Annotated in this window: 22 protein-coding genes; 17 read left to right on the top strand and 5 right to left on the bottom strand. The window is 73.3% G+C overall.

The genetic code is table 11. The features are described 5' to 3' along the window. Nucleotides 1–6 precede the first annotated feature (6 nt). Nucleotides 7–864 carry a poly(3-hydroxyalkanoate) depolymerase gene (gene phaZ, locus ABKW28_RS04340; protein WP_348606606.1) on the top strand — a complete coding sequence of 286 codons (858 nt, stop codon included), beginning with the start codon at nucleotides 7–9 and terminating at the stop codon, nucleotides 862–864. 41 nt (nucleotides 865–905) lie between these two features. After that, nucleotides 906–2,108, top strand: a complete 1,203-nt coding sequence (locus tag ABKW28_RS04335) for an acyl-CoA dehydrogenase family protein (protein ID WP_348606604.1) — start codon at nucleotides 906–908, stop codon at nucleotides 2,106–2,108. A gap of 12 nt (nucleotides 2,109–2,120) precedes the next feature. Here the strand turns inward: ABKW28_RS04335 and ABKW28_RS04330 are convergent, their stop codons facing one another. Beyond that, nucleotides 2,121–3,308, bottom strand: a complete 1,188-nt coding sequence (locus tag ABKW28_RS04330) for an AAA family ATPase (protein WP_348606602.1) — start codon at nucleotides 3,306–3,308, stop codon at nucleotides 2,121–2,123. 88 nt (nucleotides 3,309–3,396) lie between these two features. Between ABKW28_RS04330 and ABKW28_RS04325 the strand changes: the two genes are divergently transcribed. From ABKW28_RS04325 to ABKW28_RS04315, 3 genes are read left to right on the top strand one after another with little or no spacing between them, the layout of a single operon-like run. Continuing rightward, nucleotides 3,397–4,176, top strand: a complete 780-nt coding sequence (locus tag ABKW28_RS04325) for an exodeoxyribonuclease III (RefSeq protein ID WP_348606600.1) — start codon at nucleotides 3,397–3,399, stop codon at nucleotides 4,174–4,176. Nucleotides 4,177–4,208: 32 nt separating this feature from the next. Beyond that, nucleotides 4,209–5,315, top strand: a complete 1,107-nt coding sequence (locus ABKW28_RS04320) for a DNA recombination protein RmuC (RefSeq protein ID WP_348606599.1) — start codon at nucleotides 4,209–4,211, stop codon at nucleotides 5,313–5,315. Nucleotides 5,316–5,355: 40 nt separating this feature from the next. Then, on the top strand, nucleotides 5,356–5,868 hold the full coding sequence (locus ABKW28_RS04315; RefSeq protein WP_193669027.1) for a DUF6542 domain-containing protein: 513 nt from the start codon (nucleotides 5,356–5,358) through the stop codon (nucleotides 5,866–5,868). On the opposite strand, the gene ABKW28_RS04310 is transcribed toward ABKW28_RS04315, so the two are convergent. Next, a complete protein-coding gene (locus ABKW28_RS04310; protein WP_193669026.1) occupies nucleotides 5,789–6,409 on the bottom strand; it encodes an L-threonylcarbamoyladenylate synthase in 621 nt (206 codons plus the stop codon). The genes ABKW28_RS04315 and ABKW28_RS04310 overlap by 80 nt on opposite strands. A 14-nt stretch (nucleotides 6,410–6,423) precedes the next feature. Next, a complete protein-coding gene (locus tag ABKW28_RS04305; RefSeq protein ID WP_348606691.1) occupies nucleotides 6,424–7,422 on the bottom strand; it encodes a 4-hydroxy-3-methylbut-2-enyl diphosphate reductase in 999 nt (332 codons plus the stop codon). Nucleotides 7,423–7,504: 82 nt separating this feature from the next. Here ABKW28_RS04305 and xseA point away from each other — a divergent pair, with 82 nt between their 5' ends. Next, the gene (gene xseA / locus ABKW28_RS04300; protein ID WP_348606597.1) at nucleotides 7,505–8,776 is read left to right on the top strand and encodes an exodeoxyribonuclease VII large subunit; all 1,272 of its coding nucleotides are present in this window, start codon (nucleotides 7,505–7,507) and stop codon (nucleotides 8,774–8,776) included. After that, complete coding sequence (locus ABKW28_RS04295) at nucleotides 8,769–8,999, top strand: exodeoxyribonuclease VII small subunit (RefSeq protein WP_193669024.1); 231 nt, start codon at nucleotides 8,769–8,771, stop codon at nucleotides 8,997–8,999. Before xseA ends, ABKW28_RS04295 begins: the two co-directional genes overlap by 8 nt. 79 nt (nucleotides 9,000–9,078) lie before the next feature. On the opposite strand, the gene ABKW28_RS04290 is transcribed toward ABKW28_RS04295, so the two are convergent. Further along, nucleotides 9,079–9,693 carry a DUF4245 family protein gene (locus ABKW28_RS04290; protein WP_348606595.1) on the bottom strand — a complete coding sequence of 205 codons (615 nt, stop codon included), beginning with the start codon at nucleotides 9,691–9,693 and terminating at the stop codon, nucleotides 9,079–9,081. Nucleotides 9,694–9,812: 119 nt separating this feature from the next. Between ABKW28_RS04290 and ABKW28_RS04285 the strand changes: the two genes are divergently transcribed. Genes ABKW28_RS04285 through glpX form a run of 5 tightly spaced genes read left to right on the top strand, consistent with a single transcriptional unit; the run spans nucleotide 9,813 to nucleotide 13,798 of the window. Further along, nucleotides 9,813–10,202 (top strand): TOBE domain-containing protein, encoded by a 390-nt coding sequence (locus ABKW28_RS04285; RefSeq protein ID WP_193669022.1) that lies wholly within the window; start codon nucleotides 9,813–9,815, stop codon nucleotides 10,200–10,202. Further along, entirely contained in the window at nucleotides 10,199–10,975 is a 777-nt protein-coding gene (gene modA, locus ABKW28_RS04280; protein WP_348606593.1) for a molybdate ABC transporter substrate-binding protein, read from the top strand. The genes ABKW28_RS04285 and modA overlap by 4 nt, the downstream gene beginning before the upstream one ends. Beyond that, nucleotides 10,972–11,799, top strand: a complete 828-nt coding sequence (locus ABKW28_RS04275) for an ABC transporter permease (RefSeq protein ID WP_348606591.1) — start codon at nucleotides 10,972–10,974, stop codon at nucleotides 11,797–11,799. The genes modA and ABKW28_RS04275 overlap by 4 nt, the downstream gene beginning before the upstream one ends. Next, the gene (locus tag ABKW28_RS04270) at nucleotides 11,796–12,785 is read left to right on the top strand and encodes an ABC transporter ATP-binding protein (RefSeq protein WP_348606589.1); all 990 of its coding nucleotides are present in this window, start codon (nucleotides 11,796–11,798) and stop codon (nucleotides 12,783–12,785) included. Before ABKW28_RS04275 ends, ABKW28_RS04270 begins: the two co-directional genes overlap by 4 nt. Then, a complete protein-coding gene (glpX, locus tag ABKW28_RS04265) occupies nucleotides 12,782–13,798 on the top strand; it encodes a class II fructose-bisphosphatase (protein ID WP_193669018.1) in 1,017 nt (338 codons plus the stop codon). The genes ABKW28_RS04270 and glpX overlap by 4 nt, the downstream gene beginning before the upstream one ends. 10 nt (nucleotides 13,799–13,808) lie before the next feature. On the opposite strand, the gene ABKW28_RS04260 is transcribed toward glpX, so the two are convergent. Next, a complete protein-coding gene (locus ABKW28_RS04260; RefSeq protein ID WP_193669017.1) occupies nucleotides 13,809–14,648 on the bottom strand; it encodes an alpha/beta fold hydrolase in 840 nt (279 codons plus the stop codon). 97 nt (nucleotides 14,649–14,745) lie between these two features. On the opposite strand from ABKW28_RS04260, the gene ABKW28_RS04255 reads away from it, so the two are divergent. The 5 genes from ABKW28_RS04255 (at nucleotide 14,746) to ugpC (ending at nucleotide 20,103) form a co-directional block, all read left to right on the top strand. Continuing rightward, nucleotides 14,746–15,654: an alpha/beta hydrolase gene (locus tag ABKW28_RS04255; RefSeq protein ID WP_348606587.1), complete on the top strand. Its 909-nt coding sequence runs from the start codon at nucleotides 14,746–14,748 to the stop codon at nucleotides 15,652–15,654. 101 nt (nucleotides 15,655–15,755) lie between these two features. Continuing rightward, entirely contained in the window at nucleotides 15,756–17,084 is a 1,329-nt protein-coding gene (locus ABKW28_RS04250) for an extracellular solute-binding protein (protein ID WP_193669015.1), read from the top strand. Further along, on the top strand, nucleotides 17,081–18,034 hold the full coding sequence (locus tag ABKW28_RS04245) for a sugar ABC transporter permease (protein ID WP_348606585.1): 954 nt from the start codon (nucleotides 17,081–17,083) through the stop codon (nucleotides 18,032–18,034). The genes ABKW28_RS04250 and ABKW28_RS04245 overlap by 4 nt, the downstream gene beginning before the upstream one ends. 5 nt (nucleotides 18,035–18,039) lie before the next feature. Beyond that, complete coding sequence (locus tag ABKW28_RS04240) at nucleotides 18,040–18,870, top strand: carbohydrate ABC transporter permease (RefSeq protein WP_193669014.1); 831 nt, start codon at nucleotides 18,040–18,042, stop codon at nucleotides 18,868–18,870. Nucleotides 18,871–18,894: 24 nt separating this feature from the next. After that, nucleotides 18,895–20,103: a sn-glycerol-3-phosphate ABC transporter ATP-binding protein UgpC gene (ugpC, locus tag ABKW28_RS04235; RefSeq protein WP_348606580.1), complete on the top strand. Its 1,209-nt coding sequence runs from the start codon at nucleotides 18,895–18,897 to the stop codon at nucleotides 20,101–20,103. The last annotated feature ends 12 nt before the right edge of the window (nucleotides 20,104–20,115 follow it).

The raw sequence follows: 20,115 nt of genomic DNA, 5'->3' as shown, positions 1-20,115 counted from the left end.
CCGCCCGTGAGCACCCCCGAGTCCGCACCCGAGTCCGCACCCGACAGGGTGCGCACCATCTCGGTCCGCGGCATCACCGCCAGGATCTCGGTGCGCCCCGGCGTCGGGCCGTTCGTCAACGAGCCGCCGCTGCTGCTGTGCAACGGCATCGGTGTCTCCTTCGAGGTGCTGCAGCCCCTGGTCGACGCGCTCGACCCGCGCCGCGGCGTGGTGCGCTTCGACGTGCCCGGCGTGGGCGGCAGCGCACCGCCGCCGACGCCGTACCCGATCGCGGCGCTCGCCTCGTGGGTCGCCCGGCTGATGGCCGACCTGGGCCACCAGCGCTTCGACGTGCTCGGGCTGTCGTGGGGCGGCGGGCTGGCCCAGCAGCTTGCGGTGCAGTCGTGGCGGCGCGTACGCCGCGTGGTGCTGGTCGCGACCGGCACCGGCGTGCTGATGGTGCCGGCGCACCCCTCGGTGCTGCTGAAGATGTCGACGCCGCGGCGCCACCGCGACCCGGCGTACGCCGCCAGCATCGCCGCGGAGATCTACGGGGGCACGATGCGCACCGACCCCGAGAAGGGCGCGCGGCTGCTGCACTCGGTGACCCGCTCGGGCCCGCGGCGCGGCTACTACTACCAGCTCGGCGCGATGGCGGGCTGGTCGAGCCTGCCGTTCCTGCGCCTGCTGCGCCAGCCGACGCTGGTGATGGGCGGTGACGACGACCCGATCATCCCGGCCGCCAACCCGCGGCTGCAGGCCCGGCTGATCCCCCGCGCCCGGCTGCACCTCTACGAGGGCGGCCACCTCGACATCGTCACCGAGGCCGAGAGCCTGGTGCCGGTCGTCGAGGAGTTCCTGCTCGCGCCCGACCACGAGCTGTGACCCGCACCCCCTGATCCGCACCCTGTCGAAAGGCCCTGTCGATGAGCCACGAGCCCGAGGTCGCCGACCTCGACGACTCCCCCTTCTCCGACTTCCTCGGCTTCGAGCTGCTGCTCGAGGAGCAGGACCGCGAGCTGCTCAGCCGGGTGCGCGCCTTCATGACCCGCGAGGTCGAGCCGGTCATCAACGAGCACTGGACCCGCGGCGAGTTCCCGCACCAGCTGGTGCCCCAGATCGCCGAGCTCGGCATCGCCGGGCTGGCCTACGACGGCCCCGGCTGCCCGGGCCGCGGCGCGCTGGTCGACGGCATGGTCGCGATGGAGCTCAGCCGCACCGACCCCTCGATCGGCACCTTCATGGGCGTGCACGGCGGGCTGGCGATGGGCTCCATCCAGCTGTGCGGCTCGGAGGAGCAGCGCGAGCGGTGGCTGCCGGCGATGGCGCGGATGGAGCTGATCGGCGCCTTCGCGCTCACCGAGCCCGACGTCGGGTCGGCGATCTCGATGGGCCTGGCCACCACGGCCCGCCGCGACGGCGACGGCTGGGTGCTCAACGGCGAGAAGAAGTGGATCGGCAACGCCTCCTTCGCCGACCTGGTCGTGGTGTGGGCCCGCGACGAGGACGACGGCGAGGTGAAGGGCTTCGTGGTCGAGAAGGGCACCGAGGGCATGGAGTTCGACGTCCAGCAGGACAAGATCGCGCTGCGGGTGGTGCAGAACGCCGAGATCCACCTGCGCGACGTGCACGTGCCCGAGACCAACCGGCTGCAGGGCGCCGACAGCTTCGCCAGCACCTCCGAGGTGCTGCGGGCGACCCGGATGGGGGTGGCCTGGCAGGCCGTCGGCTGCGCACGCGGCGCCTACGAGCACGCGGTGCGCTACACCAAGGCCCGCGAGCAGTTCGGCCGCTCGATCGCCTCCTTCCAGCTGGTCCAGGACCTGCTGGTCAAGATGCTCTCCAACGTCACCGCCGGCACCGCCATGAACGTGCGCGCCTCGCAGCTGCAGGACGCCGGGCTGCTGCGCGACGAGCACGCCTCGCTGTGCAAGGTGCACAGCACCGTGCGGATGCGCGAGACCGTCGGCTGGGCCCGCGAGGTGCTGGGCGGCAACGGCATCCTGCTCGAGCACCACGTCGGCCGCTTCGTCGCCGACGCCGAGGCCATCTACTCCTACGAGGGCACCCGCGAGATCAACACCCTGATCGTGGGCCGCGCCATCACCGGCGAGAGCGCCTTCGTCTAGGCGGGTGGCCGCTCAGGCCTCCTCGCCCGACTCGCCCCGCACGAAGGCCGCGAAGCCGGGCACGGTGAAGCGCAGCATCCCGCGCGCGGCCACCTCGACGAGCCCCTTGTCGAGCAGGCTGCGGCGCGCGACGCTGATCTCGTTGGTGCCCACGCCCATCCGCTGCGCCACGTCGCCGCGGCGTACGGCGTCGTCGCCCAGCGCCGCCATCGCCGCGAGGAGCCGGCGCTCCCCCGGCGCGGCCTTGGCCCAGCGCGCGCGGAACATCGTCTCGAGCTCGCGCTCGACGTCGGCGTGGGCGCCCTCGAGGTGCTCGAGGCCCAGGCGGGCACCGGCCCGGGGCCGGGCCCGGCGCCACAGCGCGTCGCCGTAGAGCTGCAGGAAGTAGGGGTAGCCCTGCGCGAGGGTGACGACCGCCTCGAGGAGGTCGGGGGCCCACCCGACGTCGTGCTGCGCGGCCGGCACCACGAGCGCCTCGGCCGCGTCGGCGTCGTGGAGCCGCTCGAGGGTGCGGAAGCCGAAGCGCTCGCTGAAGGTCACCGCGGCGGTGAGCACGTCGGGGGCGTTGGGCAGGCCGGCGGCGAAGAGCACCGCCGGCGGCTCGGGCACGGCGTTCTGCAGCTCCTGCCAGGCGTAGGCCAGGGTGCGCAGGTCGGCGCGCGGGGCCGCCTGGATCTCGTCGACGAGCAGGCACAGCCCGGCCGAGCCCCGGCGGCGCGCCTCGAGCGCCGCGGTCGTGACCAGCTCGCCGAAGGCCGCCGAGGTGGCGCGCTGGCCCGGCCCGGGCGCGCCGCCGGGGCTGACGTCGACCTCGACGCCGGCCTTGGCGGGCCCCACCCCCAGCTCGACGCTGAGCCGCTCGAGCCGCTCGCGCCACGGGGTGCGCCGCGCGACGTCGACGCCGATCCGGTCGAGCTCGGTGGCCAGGGCGTGCACCAGCGAGGTCACCAGCGACTCGTCGGTGCGCGCCGTCACCCAGGCCGTCACCATGCCCACGCCCGCCGCCGACTCGCGCACGGTCTTGAGCAGGGAGGTCTTGCCGACCCCGCGGGAGCCGATGTCGACGCGGATCCGCCCCTGGAAGCGGGCGTAGGTGGCCACCACGGCCAGGTCGGCCTCGGCCGACTCGACCTGCTCGCGTCGTCCGGCGAGGACGCTGGGGGCGGCGCCGGGGGTGTAGGGACTGGGCGGGAGCGTCATGATGATTCCTTATGGACCGGTGGTTCCATCAGGAACCATAACCGGGCCCGGCGACGCTGTCGGCACCGCTGCGGCGTACGTTGTCAGCGTGCGCCTGGCCACCTGGAACGTCAACTCCCTCCGCTCCCGCATCGACCGTGTCGAGGCCTTCCTGGCCCGCCACGACGTCGACGTCCTGGCCCTGCAGGAGACCAAGGCCCGGCTCGACCAGCTGCCCCTGATGGGCCTGCAGTCGGCCGGCTACGAGGTCGCCGCCGCCGGGGTGGACCAGTGGAACGGCGTGGCGGTCATCAGCCGCGTGGGCCTCGCCGACATCGAGGTCGGCTTCCCCGACATGCCCGGGTGGGGAGACCCGGTCGCCGCCGAGGCGCGCGCGATCGGCGCCACCTGCGGCGGGGTGCGGGTGTGGAGCCTCTACGTGCCCAACGGCCGCAAGGTCGACGACCCGCACTACGCCTACAAGCTCGACTGGCTGGCCCGCCTGCGCGCGGCCGCCCGCGACTGGGCCGCGACCCCCACCGCGCTGGTCGGCGACTGGAACATCGCGCCGCGCGACGAGGACGTCTTCGACATCGCCCAGTTCAGGACCAGCACCCACGTGACCCCGCCCGAGCGGGCGGCCTTCCAGGGCTTCCTCGACGACGGGTACGCCGACCTGGCCCGCCCCTACACCCCCGAGCCCGACAGCTACACCTACTGGGACTACTACCGCCAGCGCTTCGAGCGCAACCGCGGCATGCGCATCGACTTCGTGCTCGGCTCGCCCGCCCTGGCCGCGCGCACCACCGGTGCCTTCGTCGACCGCGACGAGCGCGCCGGCAAGGGCGCCTCCGACCACGCGCCGGTGGTCGTCGACCTGACCGACTGAGGACTGTCGGCGCCCGGGTCCATGCTGGGCCCATGGACGTCTCGACGGTCGCCTCCCTGACCACCACCCTCCTGCTCGGCCTGGCCGTCGGCGCCGTGCTCGGGCTGCTCTGGGCGCGGCTGCGGCACGCCGAGGCCGCGGCCGAGAAGCCGTACGACGACCGCGTGGGCGCCGCGCTCGACCAGCGCGCCGCCGACCAGGCGGTGGTGCGCGAGGGGCTGGAGCGCCTGCAGGACCAGCTGCGCGACCTCGAGCACAGCCGCGTCTCGTGGCAGGGCCAGCTGCACCAGCAGGTCGCCGACATGCGCCACACCACCGACCTGCTCGGCCGGGAGACCCGGGCCCTGAGCACCGCGCTGCGCAAGCCGCAGGTGCGCGGGCAGTGGGGCGAGCTGCACCTGCGCCGCGCCGTCGAGCTGGCCGGCCTGGTCGACCGCTGCGACTTCCGCGAGCAGGTGCGCCTCGACGACGGCGCGCTGCGCCCCGACCTGGTCGTGCAGCTGGTCGGCGAGCGCCAGGTGGTCGTCGACTCCAAGGTGCCGCTCGACGCCTACCTCGACGCCACCGCCGCCGACGACGAGGAGACCCAGCGCGCCCACCTGGCCCGCCACGCCCGGCAGGTGCGCACCCACGTCGAGCAGCTCGGCGCCAAGTCCTACTGGCGCTCGCTGGAGCAGACCCCCGAGTTCGTGGTGCTCTTCGTGCCGGCCGAGTCGTTCCTGGCCGCCGCTCTCGAGGCCGACCCGGGCCTGATCGAGCACGCCGCGACCCGCCAGGTGGTGCTGGCCTCGCCGACCACCCTGATCGCGCTGCTGCGCACCGTGGCCCAGGGCTGGCAGCACGAGGCGCTGGCCGAGCAGACCCGCGAGATCCACCGGCTGGGCCGCGACCTGCACGGACGCCTGGGCACCCTCGGCAGCCACGTCGATGCCGTCGGGCGCTCCCTCAACGCCGCGGTCGGGCACTACAACAGCGCGGTCGCCTCGCTGGAGTCGCGGGTGCTGGTCTCGGCGCGCCGCTTCACGGACCTGGCGGTCACCGACGAGGAGCTCGGCTCCCCGCGCACCGTCGAGCTGCGCGCGGTCGACCGGCGCGGCGCGCACGACGATCCCGACGAGCGCCCTAGCGTGGCGCTGTAGGCCCCCGGGCCGCCCACACCCGAGCGGAGGTGCGACAGCGATGAGCAGCCCTGGTCGCGCGCCCACGCTGTGGGAGGAGGGCACCACGCCCGGTCGTCAGGTGGTGGCGCTCGGGCTCGCGCTCACCCTGACCGCGGTGGCCCTCGACCTGCTCGTCTCCCCCGGCCTCGGCTGGGTCTTCGGCGTGGCCTTCGTGCTGGTCTGCGTCGGCTGCGCGCTGCTGGTGCGACCGCGCGACTTCTTCACCGTCGGCGTGCTGCCGCCGCCGCTGATGCTGGCCGCCCTGGTGCTGCTCGGCGCGGTCACCCCCGGGGCGATCGCCCGCGAGCAGGACGGCGCGGTGCAGGCGGTCTTCTCCGGGTTGGCCGACCACGCACTGGCGCTGGTGCTGGGCTACGCGCTGGCGCTGGCGGTGCTGGTGGTGCGCGACCGGTTCGCCCGCGCCCACGGGCGCGGCGCGGCCATCGCCTGGCCTACTCGAAGCGCGACGCGTCGCCCGAGCCGTGGCGCAGCACCTCGGGCTCCGGGCCCGACCAGTCCACGACCGTCGTAGGCTCCGAGGTCGTCTCGCCGGCCTCGATCACGATGTCGACCTGGTGCTCGAGCTCCTCCTTGATGTCCCAGCCCATCGTGCGGACCTCGCTCTCGCCGGGCAGGATCAGCGAGCTCGACAGCAGTGGCTCGCCGAGCTCCTCGAGCAGCGCCGTGACCACCACGTGGTCGGGGATCCGCACCCCCACGGTCTTCTTCTTGGGGTGCAGTAGCCGCCGCGGCACCTCGGGGGTGCCGGGCAGGATGAAGGTGTAGGGCCCCGGCGTCGCCGAGCGGATCGCGCGGAACGCCGAGTTGTCGACGTGCACCAGCTGGCCGAGCTGCGAGAAGTCGCGGCAGACCAGCGTGAAGTGGTGCTTGTCGTCGAGACCGCGGATCTTGAGGATGCGGTCGCGGCCGTCGCGGTTGCCGATCCGGCAGCCGAGCGCGTAGCCCGAGTCGGTCGGGTAGGCGATCAGCGCGTCGTCGCGCAGCGCCTCGACGACCTGCGAGACGAGTCGCGGCTGCGGGTCGACGGGGTGCAGGTCGACGTACCTGGCCATCTGCTGCGCCCGCCTCAGCCGCGGGCCGCGGCCTGGGCGGCCTTCATGTCGCGGCGCAGCTCCTTGGGCAGCGAGAAGATCAGCGACTCCTCGGCGCTGTGCACCGCCTTGGCGTCGGGGTAGCCGCGCTCGGCCAGGTAGGCCAGCACGCCCTCGACCAGCGCCTCGGGCACGCTCGCGCCCGAGGTGACGCTGACGGTGCGCACGCCCTCGAGCCAGGCCTCGTCGATCTCGCTGGCGTCGTCGACGCGGTACGACGCCTTGGCGCCGGCCTCGAGCGCCACCTCGACCAGGCGCACGGAGTTGGAGGAGTTGCCGGAGCCGACCACGATCAGCAGGTCGCAGCCCTGGGCGATCTCCTTGACCGCCAGCTGGCGGTTCTGGGTGGCGTAGCAGATGTCGTCGCTCGGCGGGTCGAGCAGCTCGGGGAAGCGCTCGCGGATGGCCGCGACCGTCTCGAGGGTCTCGTCGACCGACAGCGTGGTCTGCGAGAGCCAGGCGACCCGGCTGGGGTCACGCACCTCGATGCCCGCCACGTCGGCGGGGCTCTGCACGAGCTGGATGTGCTCGGGGGCCTCGCCGGCGGTGCCCTCGACCTCCTCGTGCCCCTCGTGGCCGATCAGCAGGATGTCGTAGTCGTCGGAGGCGAAGCGCTTGGCCTCGTGGTGGACCTTGGTGACCAGCGGGCAGGTCGCGTCGATCGTCTTCAGCTCGCGCTCGGCGGCCTGGCGGTGCACCTCGGGGCTCACGCCGTGGGCGGAGAAGACGACGGTGGCGCCCGCCGGCACCTCGGCGATCTCCTCGACGAAGATCGCGCCGCGCGCCTCCAGGTCGGCCACCACGTGCTTGTTGTGCACGATCTGCTTGCGCACGTAGACGGGGGCGCCGTAGAGGTCCAGGGCCTGCTCGACGGTGACGACCGCACGGTCGACGCCGGCGCAGTAGCCGCGTGGGGCCGCCAGCAGCACGGCCTTCTCGGCCTCGTCGGGGCTCAGGACGGGAGGCATGCCCATGCTCACGCCCGTGCTGGTCGCTGCGTCGGTGCTCATGTGCTCCATCGTAGGCGTGTCGGCGTGATGGCCTAACCTCGCGGCCATGGCCCTCGAGACCTCCGCCGCCGCACCCGCCCCGGTGCGCCAGATCGCCACGGCGATCGCGGGCTGGGTCGACCGGCTCGGCGCGGTCTGGGTGGAGGGTCAGCTGGCCCAGGTCAACCGCCGCCCGGGCATGGCCACGGTCTTCATGACCCTGCGCGACACCGTCGCCGACGTGTCGGTGCCGCTGACCGCGCCGCGCACCCTCGTCGACTCCCTCAACCCGCCGCTGGTCGAGGGCGCCAGCGTCGTGGTGCACGCCAAGCCGTCGTACTACGCCAACCGCGGCAGCATGTCGCTGCAGGTGCGCGAGATCCGCATGGTCGGGCTCGGCGAGCTGCTCGCCCAGCTCGAGCGGCGCCGCCAGCTGCTGGCCGCCGAGGGGCTCTTCGACCCGGCCCGCAAGCGGCGGCTGCCGTTCCTGCCCGGCCGGGTCGGGCTGGTCACCGCCCCCAACAGCGCCGCCGAGCGCGACGTGCTCGAGAACGCGCGCCGGCGCTGGCCGGCCGTCGAGTTCGAGGTGGTGCACGCCACCATGCAGGGCACCCGTTGCGCCGGCGAGGTGATGGCCGCCCTCGAGCGCCTCGACCGCCACGGCGACGTCGACGTCGTCGTGGTCGCCCGCGGCGGCGGCTCGGTCGAGGACCTGCTGCCGTTCTCCGACGAGGCGCTGGTGCGCACCGTGCACCGGATGAGCACCCCGGTGGTCTCCGCGATCGGCCACGAGCAGGACGCCCCGCTGCTCGACCTGGTCGCCGACGTGCGCGCCTCCACCCCCACCGACGCCGCCAAGCTGGTCGTGCCCGACGTCGCCGAGGAGCTCCAGGGCGTCGCCGGGGCCCGCGACCGGCTGCGCTCGCTCGTCGCCGCGCAGGTGGCCCGCGAGCAGGCCGGCCTCGACGCGCTGCGCTCGCGCCCCGCCCTCGCCGACCCCCGCTCGCTGGTCGACGGCCGCGCCGAGGAGCTGGTGGCCCTGCGCGAGCGCGCCCGCCGCTCGCTCTCCCACCGCCTCGACCGGGCCGCCGACGAGATCGACCACCAGCGCGCCCGGGCCCGGGCCCTGTCGCCGCTGGCGACGCTGCGCCGCGGCTACGCCGTGCTCCAGGGCCCCGACGGCCACGTCGTCACCTCCGTCGAAGGCGTCGCCCCCGGCGCCGAGGTCAGCGTGCGGGTCGCCGACGGCCGCGTGCACGCCACCACCACCCGGCTCGAGCCGCTGCTCGAGCACCCCGCCTCCACCTCCCCCACCGCAGAGGACGAGCCCGATGGCTGAGCCCACCACCGACCCCGCCGGCACGACCGACCCCGAGGCGCCGTCGTACGAAGCGGCGCGCGAGGAGCTCGTCGACGTCGTACGACGCCTCGAGGCCGGCGGCACCACGCTCGAGGAGTCGCTGGCGCTCTGGGAGCGCGGCGAGCAGCTCGCCGGCGCCTGCCAGCGCTGGCTCGACGGCGCCCGCGCCCGCCTCGACGAGGTCCTCGACGCCGACGACTGACCCGCGCACACTCCCCGCCGCAGGTCCGGGCCGGGTCAGCGCGACATTCAGGACGGGTCAGCGCGAGATTTGGGACGGGTCAGCGCAGGGGGGCGGTGGTGAGGGAGGCCAGGAGGTCCTGGAGCACCTCGGGGTCGGCCGAGCCGTAGACCATCACCGTGCGCGTCACGTCCTCGCCGATCGCGTCGGCGGCGGTCGCCTCGTCGCCGGCGACCGGGGCGAGGTCGATCTCGGCGACGTACGCCGTGTCGCCGCCGTCGTCGGTGAAGGTGCGCCACTCGGTGGTCACCTCCGCCGCCTCGAGGACCAGCGGGTCGCCCTCGACCGCCGCTTGGTCGACGAAGGACGTGACGAGCTCGTCGACCTCGGCGCCGGTGTCGATGACGCCGGCGAAGTCCTCGTCGTCGGTGAGCAGCGCCAGCGAGAACGTCGGCGGGAGGCCGGGCTCGTAGTCGAGGTTGTTGACGACCCAGCCCTCGGGCAGCTGCTCGGGGTAGACGAGCTCGCCGCCCTCGCCCTGCACGGCTCGGACCACCTCGACGTAGTCGGTGTCGGGTGGGATGTACTCGGTCTCGGTGCGGAAGAGACCGCGGAAGACCACGAAGCCGATGACCGCCACGAAGAGGATCAGCATCGCGCCGATCAACCCACTGGTCGATCGGGTGTAGCGGCCCGGACGGCCCGTCTCGCTCATGGCCTGATTGTCCCGTGCCACCCCAGCCCGCGCCGCTCCGGGGCACCGCCGACCCAGGATGGGCCCGCAGATGCGGTCGGACGAACCCGATACACCCGCAGGTGCGGCATACTCGCAGCGTGAGCACCTACCGGATCGCGGAAGCAGCCGACCTGCTCGGGGTCAGCGACGACACCGTGCGTCGCTGGGTCGAGGCCGGCCGGGTGCGTGCCGAGCACGGCGAGGGCCGCACCACGATCGCCGGCCCCGACCTCGCGGCGCTGGCCGAGTCGCTGGCCGACGCCCCCGACGCCGCACGCGCCTCGGCGGTCAGTGCCCGCAACCGGCTGGTCGGCATCGTCACCCGGGTCCGCAAGGACACCGTGATGGCCCAGGTCGACATGGTCTGCGGGCCCTACCGGATGGTCTCGCTGATGTCGGCCGAGGCGGCCGACGACCTCGCCCTGGCCCCCGGCTCCCGGGTCGTGGCGTCGGTGAAGTCCACCAACGTCGTCGTGGAGCTGCCGTGAGGGCCCGCACCGCCGCCGCGACCGCCCTGCTGGCCGCCCTCGCGGCCACGGCCTGCACCCCCGGCGGCAGCGACCGGGACGACACAGCCGACACGAGCGAACCGGGGCCCGAGCAGCGCCTGACCGTGCTGGCCGCCGCCTCGCTCACCGAGACCTTCACCGAGCTGGCCCGCGAGCTCGAGGCCGAGCGGCCCGGCGTCGAGGTCACGCTGGCCTTCGACTCGTCCGCGACCCTGGCCCAGCAGGCCCTGGAGGGGGCGCCCGCCGACCTGCTGGCCACCGCCGACACCCGCACCATCGAGTCGGCCGCCGACGCGCTCGCCGCGGCCCCCGAGGTCTTCGCGACCAACACGCTGGTGCTGGTCGTGCCGGCCGGCAACCCGGCCGGCATCGAGTCGGTCGACGACCTCGCCGGCGCCACCTTCGTCACCTGCGTCGAGACCGCCCCCTGCGGCGCCTCCTGGGCCGCCATCGCCGACGAGCAGGACGTCGAGGCCGAGCCGGCCAGCCTCGAGGTCGACGTCAAGGCGGTGCTGGCCCGCGTGGTCGCCGACGAGGTCGACGCCGGCGTCGTCTACGCCACCGACGCGGTCGCGGCCGGCGACGCGGTGGAGACCCTCGACCTGCCGGGCGCCGAGCAGCAGGTGACGTCGTACGCGCTGGGACTGCTCGCGCAGAGCAGCCGGCCGGGCCTCGCCCAGGACTTCGCCGACCTGGTGCTCGGCGAGACCGGGCAGCGCGTGCTCACCGACGCCGGGTTCGGCCCCCCGTGACGCTCACCGCCCCGGCCCCGCGCGCCGGCGAGACCGCCCACCACCTCGGCCGCCCGCCCCTGGTGCTGATCGCCCCCGCGGTGCTGGCCGCGGTGCTGCTGGTGCTGCCGCTGGTGACGCTGGTGCTCGACACGCCCTGGGGCTCGTTCTGGTCCGAGCTGCGCTCCGAGCCCGTACGCCGGGCGCTCGGCCTCTCCGCGCTCACCTCGCTGCTCACGGTGCTGGTCTGCGTGGTGCTGGGCACCCCGCTGGCCTGGCTGCTGGCGCGGGTGGAGTTCCGGGGCCGGGGCCTGCTGCGCGCCGCGGTGGCGGTGCCGCTGGTGCTGCCGCCGGTGGTGGCCGGCGTCGCGCTGGTCACCGCCCTGGGCCGCAACGGCCTGGTCGGCTCGCTGCTGCGCGAGACCACCGGCCTGACCGTGCCGTTCACCACCACCGCGGTCGTGGTGGCCCACGTCTTCGTCTCGATGCCGTTCTACGTGCTCAGCGTCGAGGGTGCGCTGCGCACCGCCGGTGAGCGCTACGACGTCGTCGCCGCCACCCTCGGTGCCACCCGCTGGACCACGTTCCGGCGGGTCACCCTGCCGCTGGCGCTGCCGGGGCTGGTCGCGGGCGCGGTGCTGGCGTGGGCGCGCAGCCTGGGCGAGTTCGGCGCGACGATCACCTTCGCCGGCAACTTCCCGGGCACCACCCAGACGATGCCGTCGCTGATCTACACGACCCTGCAGGCCGACCCCGCCGCCGCGCGCACCCTGAGCATGATCCTGCTGGTGGTCTCGGTCGGCGTGCTCGCCGGCCTGCGGCACCGCTGGCTGAGGCCCCGGTGACCGGCCTGCACGCCGCCGTCACCGTCGAGGGCCGGCTGCACGCGAGCCTGCACGCCGAGCCGGGCCGGGTCGTGGCCGTCATCGGTCCCAACGGCGCCGGCAAGTCGACCCTGCTGGGAGCCCTGGCCGGCACCGTGCGCGCCACCGGCCGCGTCGAGGTCGCCGGTCGCGACTGGAGCGACCTCCCGGTGCGCGAGCGCCGCCTCGGCGTTGTCTTCCAGGACCGCTCGCTGCTCCCCCACCTGCGCGCCCGCGACGACGTCGCCTTCGGGCTGCGGGCCCGCGGCGTGCCGCGCCGCGAGGCCGACCGGCGTGCCCTGGGCTGGCTCGAGCGGCTCGGCGTCGGCGAGCTGGCCGACCGGCGCCCCGCCCAGCTCTCCGGGGGCCAGGCCCAACGGGTCGCGATCGCCCGCGCCCTGGCCGGCGAGCCCGACCTGCTGCTGCTCGACGAGCCCTTCGCCGGTCTCGACGTCGGGGTCGCCACCGGGCTGCGCATCGAGCTGGCCCGCCACCTCGCGGCGTACGCCGGCATCGCGCTGCTGGTCACCCACGACGCCCTCGACGCGCTCACCCTGGCCGACGAGGTGCTGGTCCTCGACGAGGGCCGGGTCGTGCAGACCGGCACGCCCCGCGAGGTCGCGGCCCGCCCCCGCAGCGAGCACGTGGCCCGGCTGGTCGGGCTCAACGTGGTCCGCGAGGGCGACGAGCTGCGCTCCTTCGCCCCCAGCGCCGTCGCCGTGGCCCCCCGCGCCCCGAGCGGGCACGACGCGCCGGCGACGTCGGCGCGGCACCGCTGGGCCGGCCGGGTGGCGGCGGTCGCACCGCACGGCGACGCCGTTCGCCTGCTGGTCAGCACCGAGGAGGGCCCCGAGCTGATCGCCGACGTCACCCCGGCCTCCGCCGTGGAGCTGGGGCTCGAGCCCGGCGCCGAGGTGTGGTTGAGCGTCAAGGCGACGGCCGTGCAGACCGATAGCATGCGCCCATGACCTCGATCTCGCCGCTCGACAGCCCCTCCTCGACCCCCGACCGCAACCTCGCGCTCGAGCTGGTGCGGGTGACCGAGGCGGCCGCGATGGCAGCCGGGCGCTGGGTGGGCCGCGGCGACAAGAACGGCGCCGACGGCGTGGCCGTCAACGCGATGCGGGTGCTGATCTCGACCATCGGGATGAACGGCACCGTGGTGATCGGCGAGGGCGAGAAGGACAACGCCCCGATGCTCTACAACGGCGAGCAGGTCGGCGACGGCACCGGCCCCGAGTGCGACGTCGCGGTCGACCCGATCGACGGCACCACCCTGACCGCCAAGGGCATGACCAACGCCGTCTCGGTGCTCGCGGTCTCGCCGCGCGGCTCGATGTACGACCCGTCCGCGGTCTTCTACATGGAGAAGCTGGTCACCGGGCCCGAGGCCGCCGACGTCGTCGACATCGAGGCCCCCGTGGCCGACAACATCGCCGCGGTCGCCAAGGCCAAGGGCAAGCGCGCCGAGGACGTCACCGTCGTGCTCCTCGACCGGCCCCGCCACGAGAACCTCGTGGCCCAGATCCGCGCCACCGGCGCGATGATCAAGTTCATCAGCGACGGCGACGTGGCCGGCGCGATCATGGCCGCGCGCCCCGAGACCGGCATCGACCTGCTGCTGGGCATCGGCGGCACCCCCGAGGGCATCATCACCGCCTGCGCCATGAAGTGCATGGGCGGCACCATCCAGGGCAAGCTCTGGCCCCAGGGCGCCGACGAGACCCGCAAGGCCATCGACGCGGGCCTCGACCTGGGCCAGGTGCTGACCACCGACGACCTGGTCACCGGCGACGACTGCTTCTTCGTGGCCACCGGCATCACCGACGGCGAGCTGCTGCGCGGCGTGCGCTACAGCGCCGGCGGGGTCACCACGCACTCGCTGGTGATGCGCTCGCGCTCGGGCACGATCCGCCAGATCCACTCCGAGCACCAGCTGCACAAGCTGCGCGCCTACTCCGCGGTCGACTTCGACCGCTGAGACCCGGGGGTCAGGCGGTCGCCACCCAGCTCTGCGCCTCCTCGCGCGCGGCGCGGTGGCGCACCAGCGCCTCGCTGACGGCGCCGACGACGCTGGGGTCGACGGCCATGCCGACGTGGGAGGTGCGCACCTCGACCTGGGCGGTGGCCTCGGGGTCGATGCAGGCCCGCCAGTCGACGATGCCGTCACGGCGCGAGTAGATCGCGGTGAACTCCACGCCCTCGGGCAGCGGGGCGCGGCTCTCCTCGAAGCTCTGGCGCGCGCAGGGCCCGCCGACGCAGTCGCTGGTCATGGTGCGCGGCACGCCCAGCCTGCTCAGCGCGATCACCCCGCCCAGGCTCGCGGTCAGCGCGCGGTGGTGGGCGGCCGGCGCCATCATCGGGCTGCCCATGGTCACGATGCCCGAGACCAGGTCGGGGCGGCGCACCGCGATCCCGCGGGCCAGCATGCCGCCCAGGCTGTGCCCGACCAGCTGCACCCGCGAGCCGCGCTTGGCCGCGATCACCTCGAGCCGCTGCTCGATCAGCTCCGCGGCGTCGACCGTGCACCCGACGTTGGCCAGGAAGTGCGAGCGGTAGGTGCGCATCCCCTGCCCCCGCAGGGCACCGGCCATCAGCCGCAGCGTCAGGTCGCCGGCCAGGAAGCCCGGCACCAGCAGCACCGGGTCGAGGTCGCGCTGCTGCGGGCCCGCGACGTACGGCGTGCGGCGGCGCTCGCGCAGGCCGCCGACGGCGGCCGTGGCCCAGCGCCGGGCCTCGCCCGCCACGCGGGCCTCGTTGAGCACGGCGACCACCGGCGGGCGGCGGTAGCCCTCCGGGAGGAGGAAGGAGGCGAGCGGCGACTCGTTCATCGTTCAACGGTAGCGTGACGTAGGCCACCCTGTGAGGTGTGACACCCAATTGTGACCGGAGGTCCGGTCGGTCTGCCCGGTGCGGTGTACTTGACACATGTCTGCCCGCACCCCGGTGACCGTGTCCGAGCAGCTGCGCGCCCCCGTGGGGCCGCAGGTGGAGCTGTGCTACCAGACCTTCGGCGAGCCCGACGCCGACCCGCTGGTCCTGGTGATGGGCCTCGGCGCCCCGCTGACCTGGTGGGACGACGACCTGTGCACCCGCCTGGCCCGGCGCGGCTTCTACGTCGTGCGCTTCGACAACCGCGACGCCGGGCGCTCGAGCCGGATGACGGGCCGGGTCACCCGGGCCACCCTGCTGCGCGCCTTCGCCGGCCTGCCCACGCGGGCGCCGTACACGCTGGGCGACATGGCCGGCGACGTCGTCGGCCTGCTCGACCACCTGGGCCTGGAGTCGGCGCACGTGGCCGGGGTCTCGATGGGCGGGATGATCGTGCAGACCCTGGCCGTCGAGCACCCCGCCCGGGTCCGCTCGCTGACCTCGATCATGTCGACGACCGGTCGGCGCACCGTGGGCTGGCAGCACCCCGCCCTGCTGCCGATGCTGATCGGCAGCGGCGCCCAGGGCAAGGAGGCCTACATCAAGCAGAGCGCCCGCCTGTGGCGCCTGATCGGCTCCCCCGGCTACCCGCTGAGCCCCGAGGAGAACCGGCAGCGGGCCGCCGACACCTACGACCACGGCGTCAGCGCCGGCGGCACCCTGCGCCAGATGGTGGCCATCCTGACCCAGCCCGACCGCGGGCCGCGCCTGGCCGCGCTCGACCTGCCCGCCCTGGTGGTGCACGGCCTGGCCGACAAGATGGTGCACCCCTCCGGCGGTCGCGCCACCGCGCGGGCGCTGCGCGGCAGCGAGCTGCTGCTGGTCGACGGCATGGGCCACGACCTGCCCACGGCGCTGCACGAGAGCCTGGCCGCCGCGATCCGGCGCACCGCCGACCGCGCCTGAGCGCCCCCCTCCCCCCTCCCCCCCTGGCCCCAAGGGGGTGTGGCGCCGCTCTTTACCCAGCGACTAGACCGGTGGGCCCACACCCGCCCACGGGAGGTCGCATGCCGCAGGAGAGCCCACCCACGTCGTCGCCGCGACGCCGAGCGCCCGGCGTACGCCGCCGTCGCGGCCTGGCGACGCTCGCCGCCCTGGCCCTGTCGACCGGCCTGCTGGCCGCCTGCGGCTCCGAGGGCAAGCCGACCCTGACCTGGTACCTCAACCCCGACGGCCAGGCGACCTTCGAGGCCTTCGCCGAGCAGTGCAGCACCGACGAGTACGACATCCAGACCCGGCTGCTGCCCACGAGCGCCACCGACCAGCGCGTCCAGCTGGCGCGGCGGCTGGCGGCCGAGGACGGTCAGACCGACCTGATGAACCTCGACCCGGTCTTCGTGCCCGAGTTCGCCAACGCCGGCTGGCTGCTCGAGCTGCCCGACGACACGGTCACCGACGACACCCTCGAGGGCATCGCCGAGACCGTGCGCTGGGAGGACGAGATCTTCGCCGCGCCGCTGTGGGCCAACACCCAGGTGCTCTGGTACCGCAAGTCGCTGGCCCGGGAGGCGGGGCTCGACATGAGCCAGCCGGTCACCTGGGAGCAGGTCATCGACGCCGCCGACTCCGTCGAGGGCGCCACGGTGGGCGTGCAGGGCAACAAGTACGAGGCCTACGTCGTGTGGATCAACGCGATGATCGAGGGCGCCGGCGGCACCATCATCGAGAACCCCGAGGCCGGCGTCGACGCCGAGGTCATGCTCGACACCGACGCGGCCCGCCAGGCCGCACGGATCATCGAGACCCTCGCCGACTCCTCCGCCGCCCAGGGCGACCTGTCGGTCTCCAACGAGGGCACCGCGCTGGCCTACATGTACGGCGACGGGCCGGGCTCGTTCATGACGAACTGGACCTTCGTCTACAAGAACTTCGAGCCGGGCGACGCCAACGACTACACCCAGGAGCAGTTCGACGACCTGGGCTGGACGCGCTACCCGCGCAGCGTCGAGGACCAGGAGTCCGCTCCCCCGGTGGGCGGCATCGACATCGGGGTCGGCGCCTTCAGCCAGCACCCTGACTTCGCGAGGCAGGCCGCGGCCTGCATCACCTCGGTGGAGAACCAGGTCGAGCTGGCCGTCACCGACGGGCTGATGCCCGCGACCCAGTCGGCGTACGACGCCCCCGAGCTGGCCGAGGCCTACCCGCCCGACCTGCTCGAGCTGTTCCGCACCAGCGTCGACGAGGGCGGCCCGCGCCCCAAGAGCGCCTTCTACGCCACCATCTCCAGCGCGATCCAGGCCAGGTGGCACGCCCCCAGCGACGTCGACCCCGAGACCACCCCCGAGAGGTCGCAGGAGTTCCTGCAGGCCGTGCTGGAAGGGAAGGCCCTGCTGTGACCTCCGCGACCGTCGCCACGCCGGCCACCGACGCCGGCAAGGGCCCCACGTCCGCCCCGCCCCGGGTCAGCGACCGGGCCCGCCACGAGAACCGGCTGGGCCAGCGGCTGGTGGCCCCGGCGATCGTGGTGATGCTCGTCGTCACCGCGTTCCCGATCCTGCGCGCGCTCTACCTCTCGCTCTACAACTACTCGCTCACCGCCCCCGAGGACCGCGAGTTCATCGGGATCTCCAACTACGTCACCGCGCTGAGCGACACCCTGTTCTGGCGCGACATCGGCGTGACCGTGCTCTACATGGTCGTCACCGTCGCGATCGAGCTGGTGATCGGCTTCGTCTTCGCCCTGGTCATGCACCGGGTGGTCTTCGTCCGCGGGCTGATCCGCACCTCGATCCTGATCCCCTACGGCATCATCACCGTCGTCTCGGGCTTCGCCTGGCAGTTCGCCTTCACCTACCAGAACGGCTTCGTCAACGGCTGGCTGCCGTTCATCGAGGACAACTTCAACTGGTTCGGCGACCCGGTGCCGGCGGTGATCGCGATCATGGTCTCGGAGATCTGGAAGACCACCCCGTTCATGTCGCTGCTGCTGCTCGCGGGCCTGGCGCAGGTCTCCGAGGACATGGTCGAGGCCGCCAAGGTCGACGGCGCCACCTGGTGGCAACGGCTGTGGAAGGTGGTCCTGCCCAACATGAAGGCCGCCATCATGGTCGCGGTGCTCTTCCGGGCCCTCGACGCCTACCGGATCTTCGACAACATCTTCGTGATGACCGCCGGCGCCCAGGGCACCGAGTCGATCTCGTTCCTGACCTACCGCCAGAGCATCGAGCAGTTCCAGCTCGGCATGGGCTCGGCGCTGGCGGTCCTGCTGTTCCTGTCCGTGCTGCTGGTGGCCTTCCTCATCGTCAAGATGTTCAAGGTCGACCTCGCCCAGGCCCGAGGGGAGTGATCGCGATGAGGAAGATCGGACTGGTGGTCGGCGTCGCAGCCGTGCTGGTGTGGTGCCTGCTGCCCGTGGTGTGGATCGTCTCGCTGTCGTTCAAGAGCCAGGCCGCCGTCTCCGGCGGCACCGACCCCGGGTTCCTGCCGCTGGACTCCTTCACCGGCTGGGACAACTACTCGACGGTCCTGGCCGACGACCAGTTCCGTCGCGCCATCATCAACTCCATCGGCATCAGCCTGATCGCGACGCTGCTGTCGGTCATCATCGCGACCCTGGCGGCGTACGCCATCGCGCGCCTGGAGTTCAAGGGCAAGAAGCTGGTGCTGACCACGGCGCTGGCGATCGCGATGTTCCCGGTCGTCTCGCTGGTCAGCCCGCTCTTCGACCTGTGGCGCACGATCGGTCTCTACGACACCTGGCCGGGACTGATCCTGCCCTACATGTCGTTCACGCTGCCGCTGGCGATCTGGACCCTCTCGGCGTTCTTCCGCGAGATCCCGTGGGAGATGGAGCAGGCCGCCCAGGTCGACGGCGCGACCTCCTGGCAGGCGTTCCGCAAGGTGATCGTGCCGCTGGCCGCCCCCGGCGTCTTCACCGCCGCGATCCTGACCTTCTTCTTCGCCTGGAACGACTTCGTCTTCGGCATCACCCTCACCTCCACCGAGAACGCGCGCCCGATCCCCGCGGCGCTGTCGTTCTTCGTGGGTCCCGACCCGTTCCAGCGACCCGCCGGCCTGCTGGCCGCCGCGGCCGTGGTGGCCACGATCCCGATCGTGCTCATCGTGCTCGTCTTCCAACGCAAGATCGTCGCCGGTCTGACCTCCGGCGCCGTCAAGGGCTGAGTCAGACACAGAAAGGCAGGTCCGATGGCCGCCATCACGCTCAAGAACATCGTCAAGAAGTACGGGGACGGCTTCGCCGCCGTCAACGACGTCTCCATCGACATCGCCGACGGCGAGTTCGTCATCCTGGTCGGCCCCTCGGGCTGCGGGAAGTCGACGCTGCTGCGGATGATCGTGGGCCTCGAGGACATCACCTCCGGGGACATGCTGATCGGGGACCGCAAGGTCAACGACCTGGCTCCGCGCGAGCGGAACCTCGCGATGGTCTTCCAGAACTACGCGCTCTACCCGCACCTGTCGGTCTACGAGAACATCGCCTTCCCGCTGCGGCTGGCCGGCGCCTCCGACCAGGAGGTCGACGACAAGGTCCGCCAGGCCTCGAAGACGCTCGAGCTCGACGAGCACCTCGAGCGCAAGCCCGGCAACCTCTCCGGCGGCCAGCGCCAGCGGGTCGCGATGGGGCGCGCGATCGTCCGCGAGGCCGACGCGTTCCTCTTCGACGAGCCGCTGTCGAACCTCGACGCCAAGCTCCGCGGGCAGATGCGCACCGAGATCGCCCGGCTGCAGAAGCGCCTGGGCATCACCACCGTCTACGTCACCCACGACCAGACCGAGGCGATGACCCTCGGCGACCGGGTGGCGGTGCTCAAGCGCGGCTACCTGCAGCAGCTGGCCACGCCGCGCGAGCTCTACGAGAACCCCGGCAACCTCTTCGTCGCCGGCTTCATCGGCTCCCCGCCGATGAACTTCCTGCCCGCCGAGGTCGAGGGCACCACGGTGACGCTCCCCTTCGGCACCGTCCAGATCCCCGAGGAGAAGGCCGAGCGGGCCCAGGGCAAGGGCGTGCTGATGGCCGGCATCCGCCCGGAGTTCTTCGAGGACGCCCAGATCGCCGACAAGGTCGGCTCCGACTCCACCTTCACCGCCGACATCGACTTCGTGGAGTGGCTGGGCAACGAGACCTACGCCTACATCCCCTTCGAGGCACCCCCGGAGGTGGAGGCCAAGATGCGCGAGCTCGAGGCCGACCTCGAGGGCGAGGGGCTGCGCACCCAGCTGGTCGTCTCGCTCGACGGCTCGAGCCGGATCAAGGAGGGCGACAAGGCCGAGATCTTCGTCGACGCCACCAAGATGCACCTCTTCGACCCCGCCACCGGCGAGAACCTCACCGTCGACCGCGAGCACGCCGGCGAGATCCCCGACCACGCCCTGGTCACCGCCGGCTCGACGTGAGGCGGGGGTGCG

The sequence above is a fragment of the Nocardioides sp. 31GB23 genome, assembly GCF_040012395.1.
GTDB lineage: Bacteria > Actinomycetota > Actinomycetes > Propionibacteriales > Nocardioidaceae > Nocardioides > Nocardioides salarius.
The sequence above is the reverse complement of the archived record's forward strand: the minus strand, read 5'-3'. Positions and strand labels throughout refer to the sequence as shown.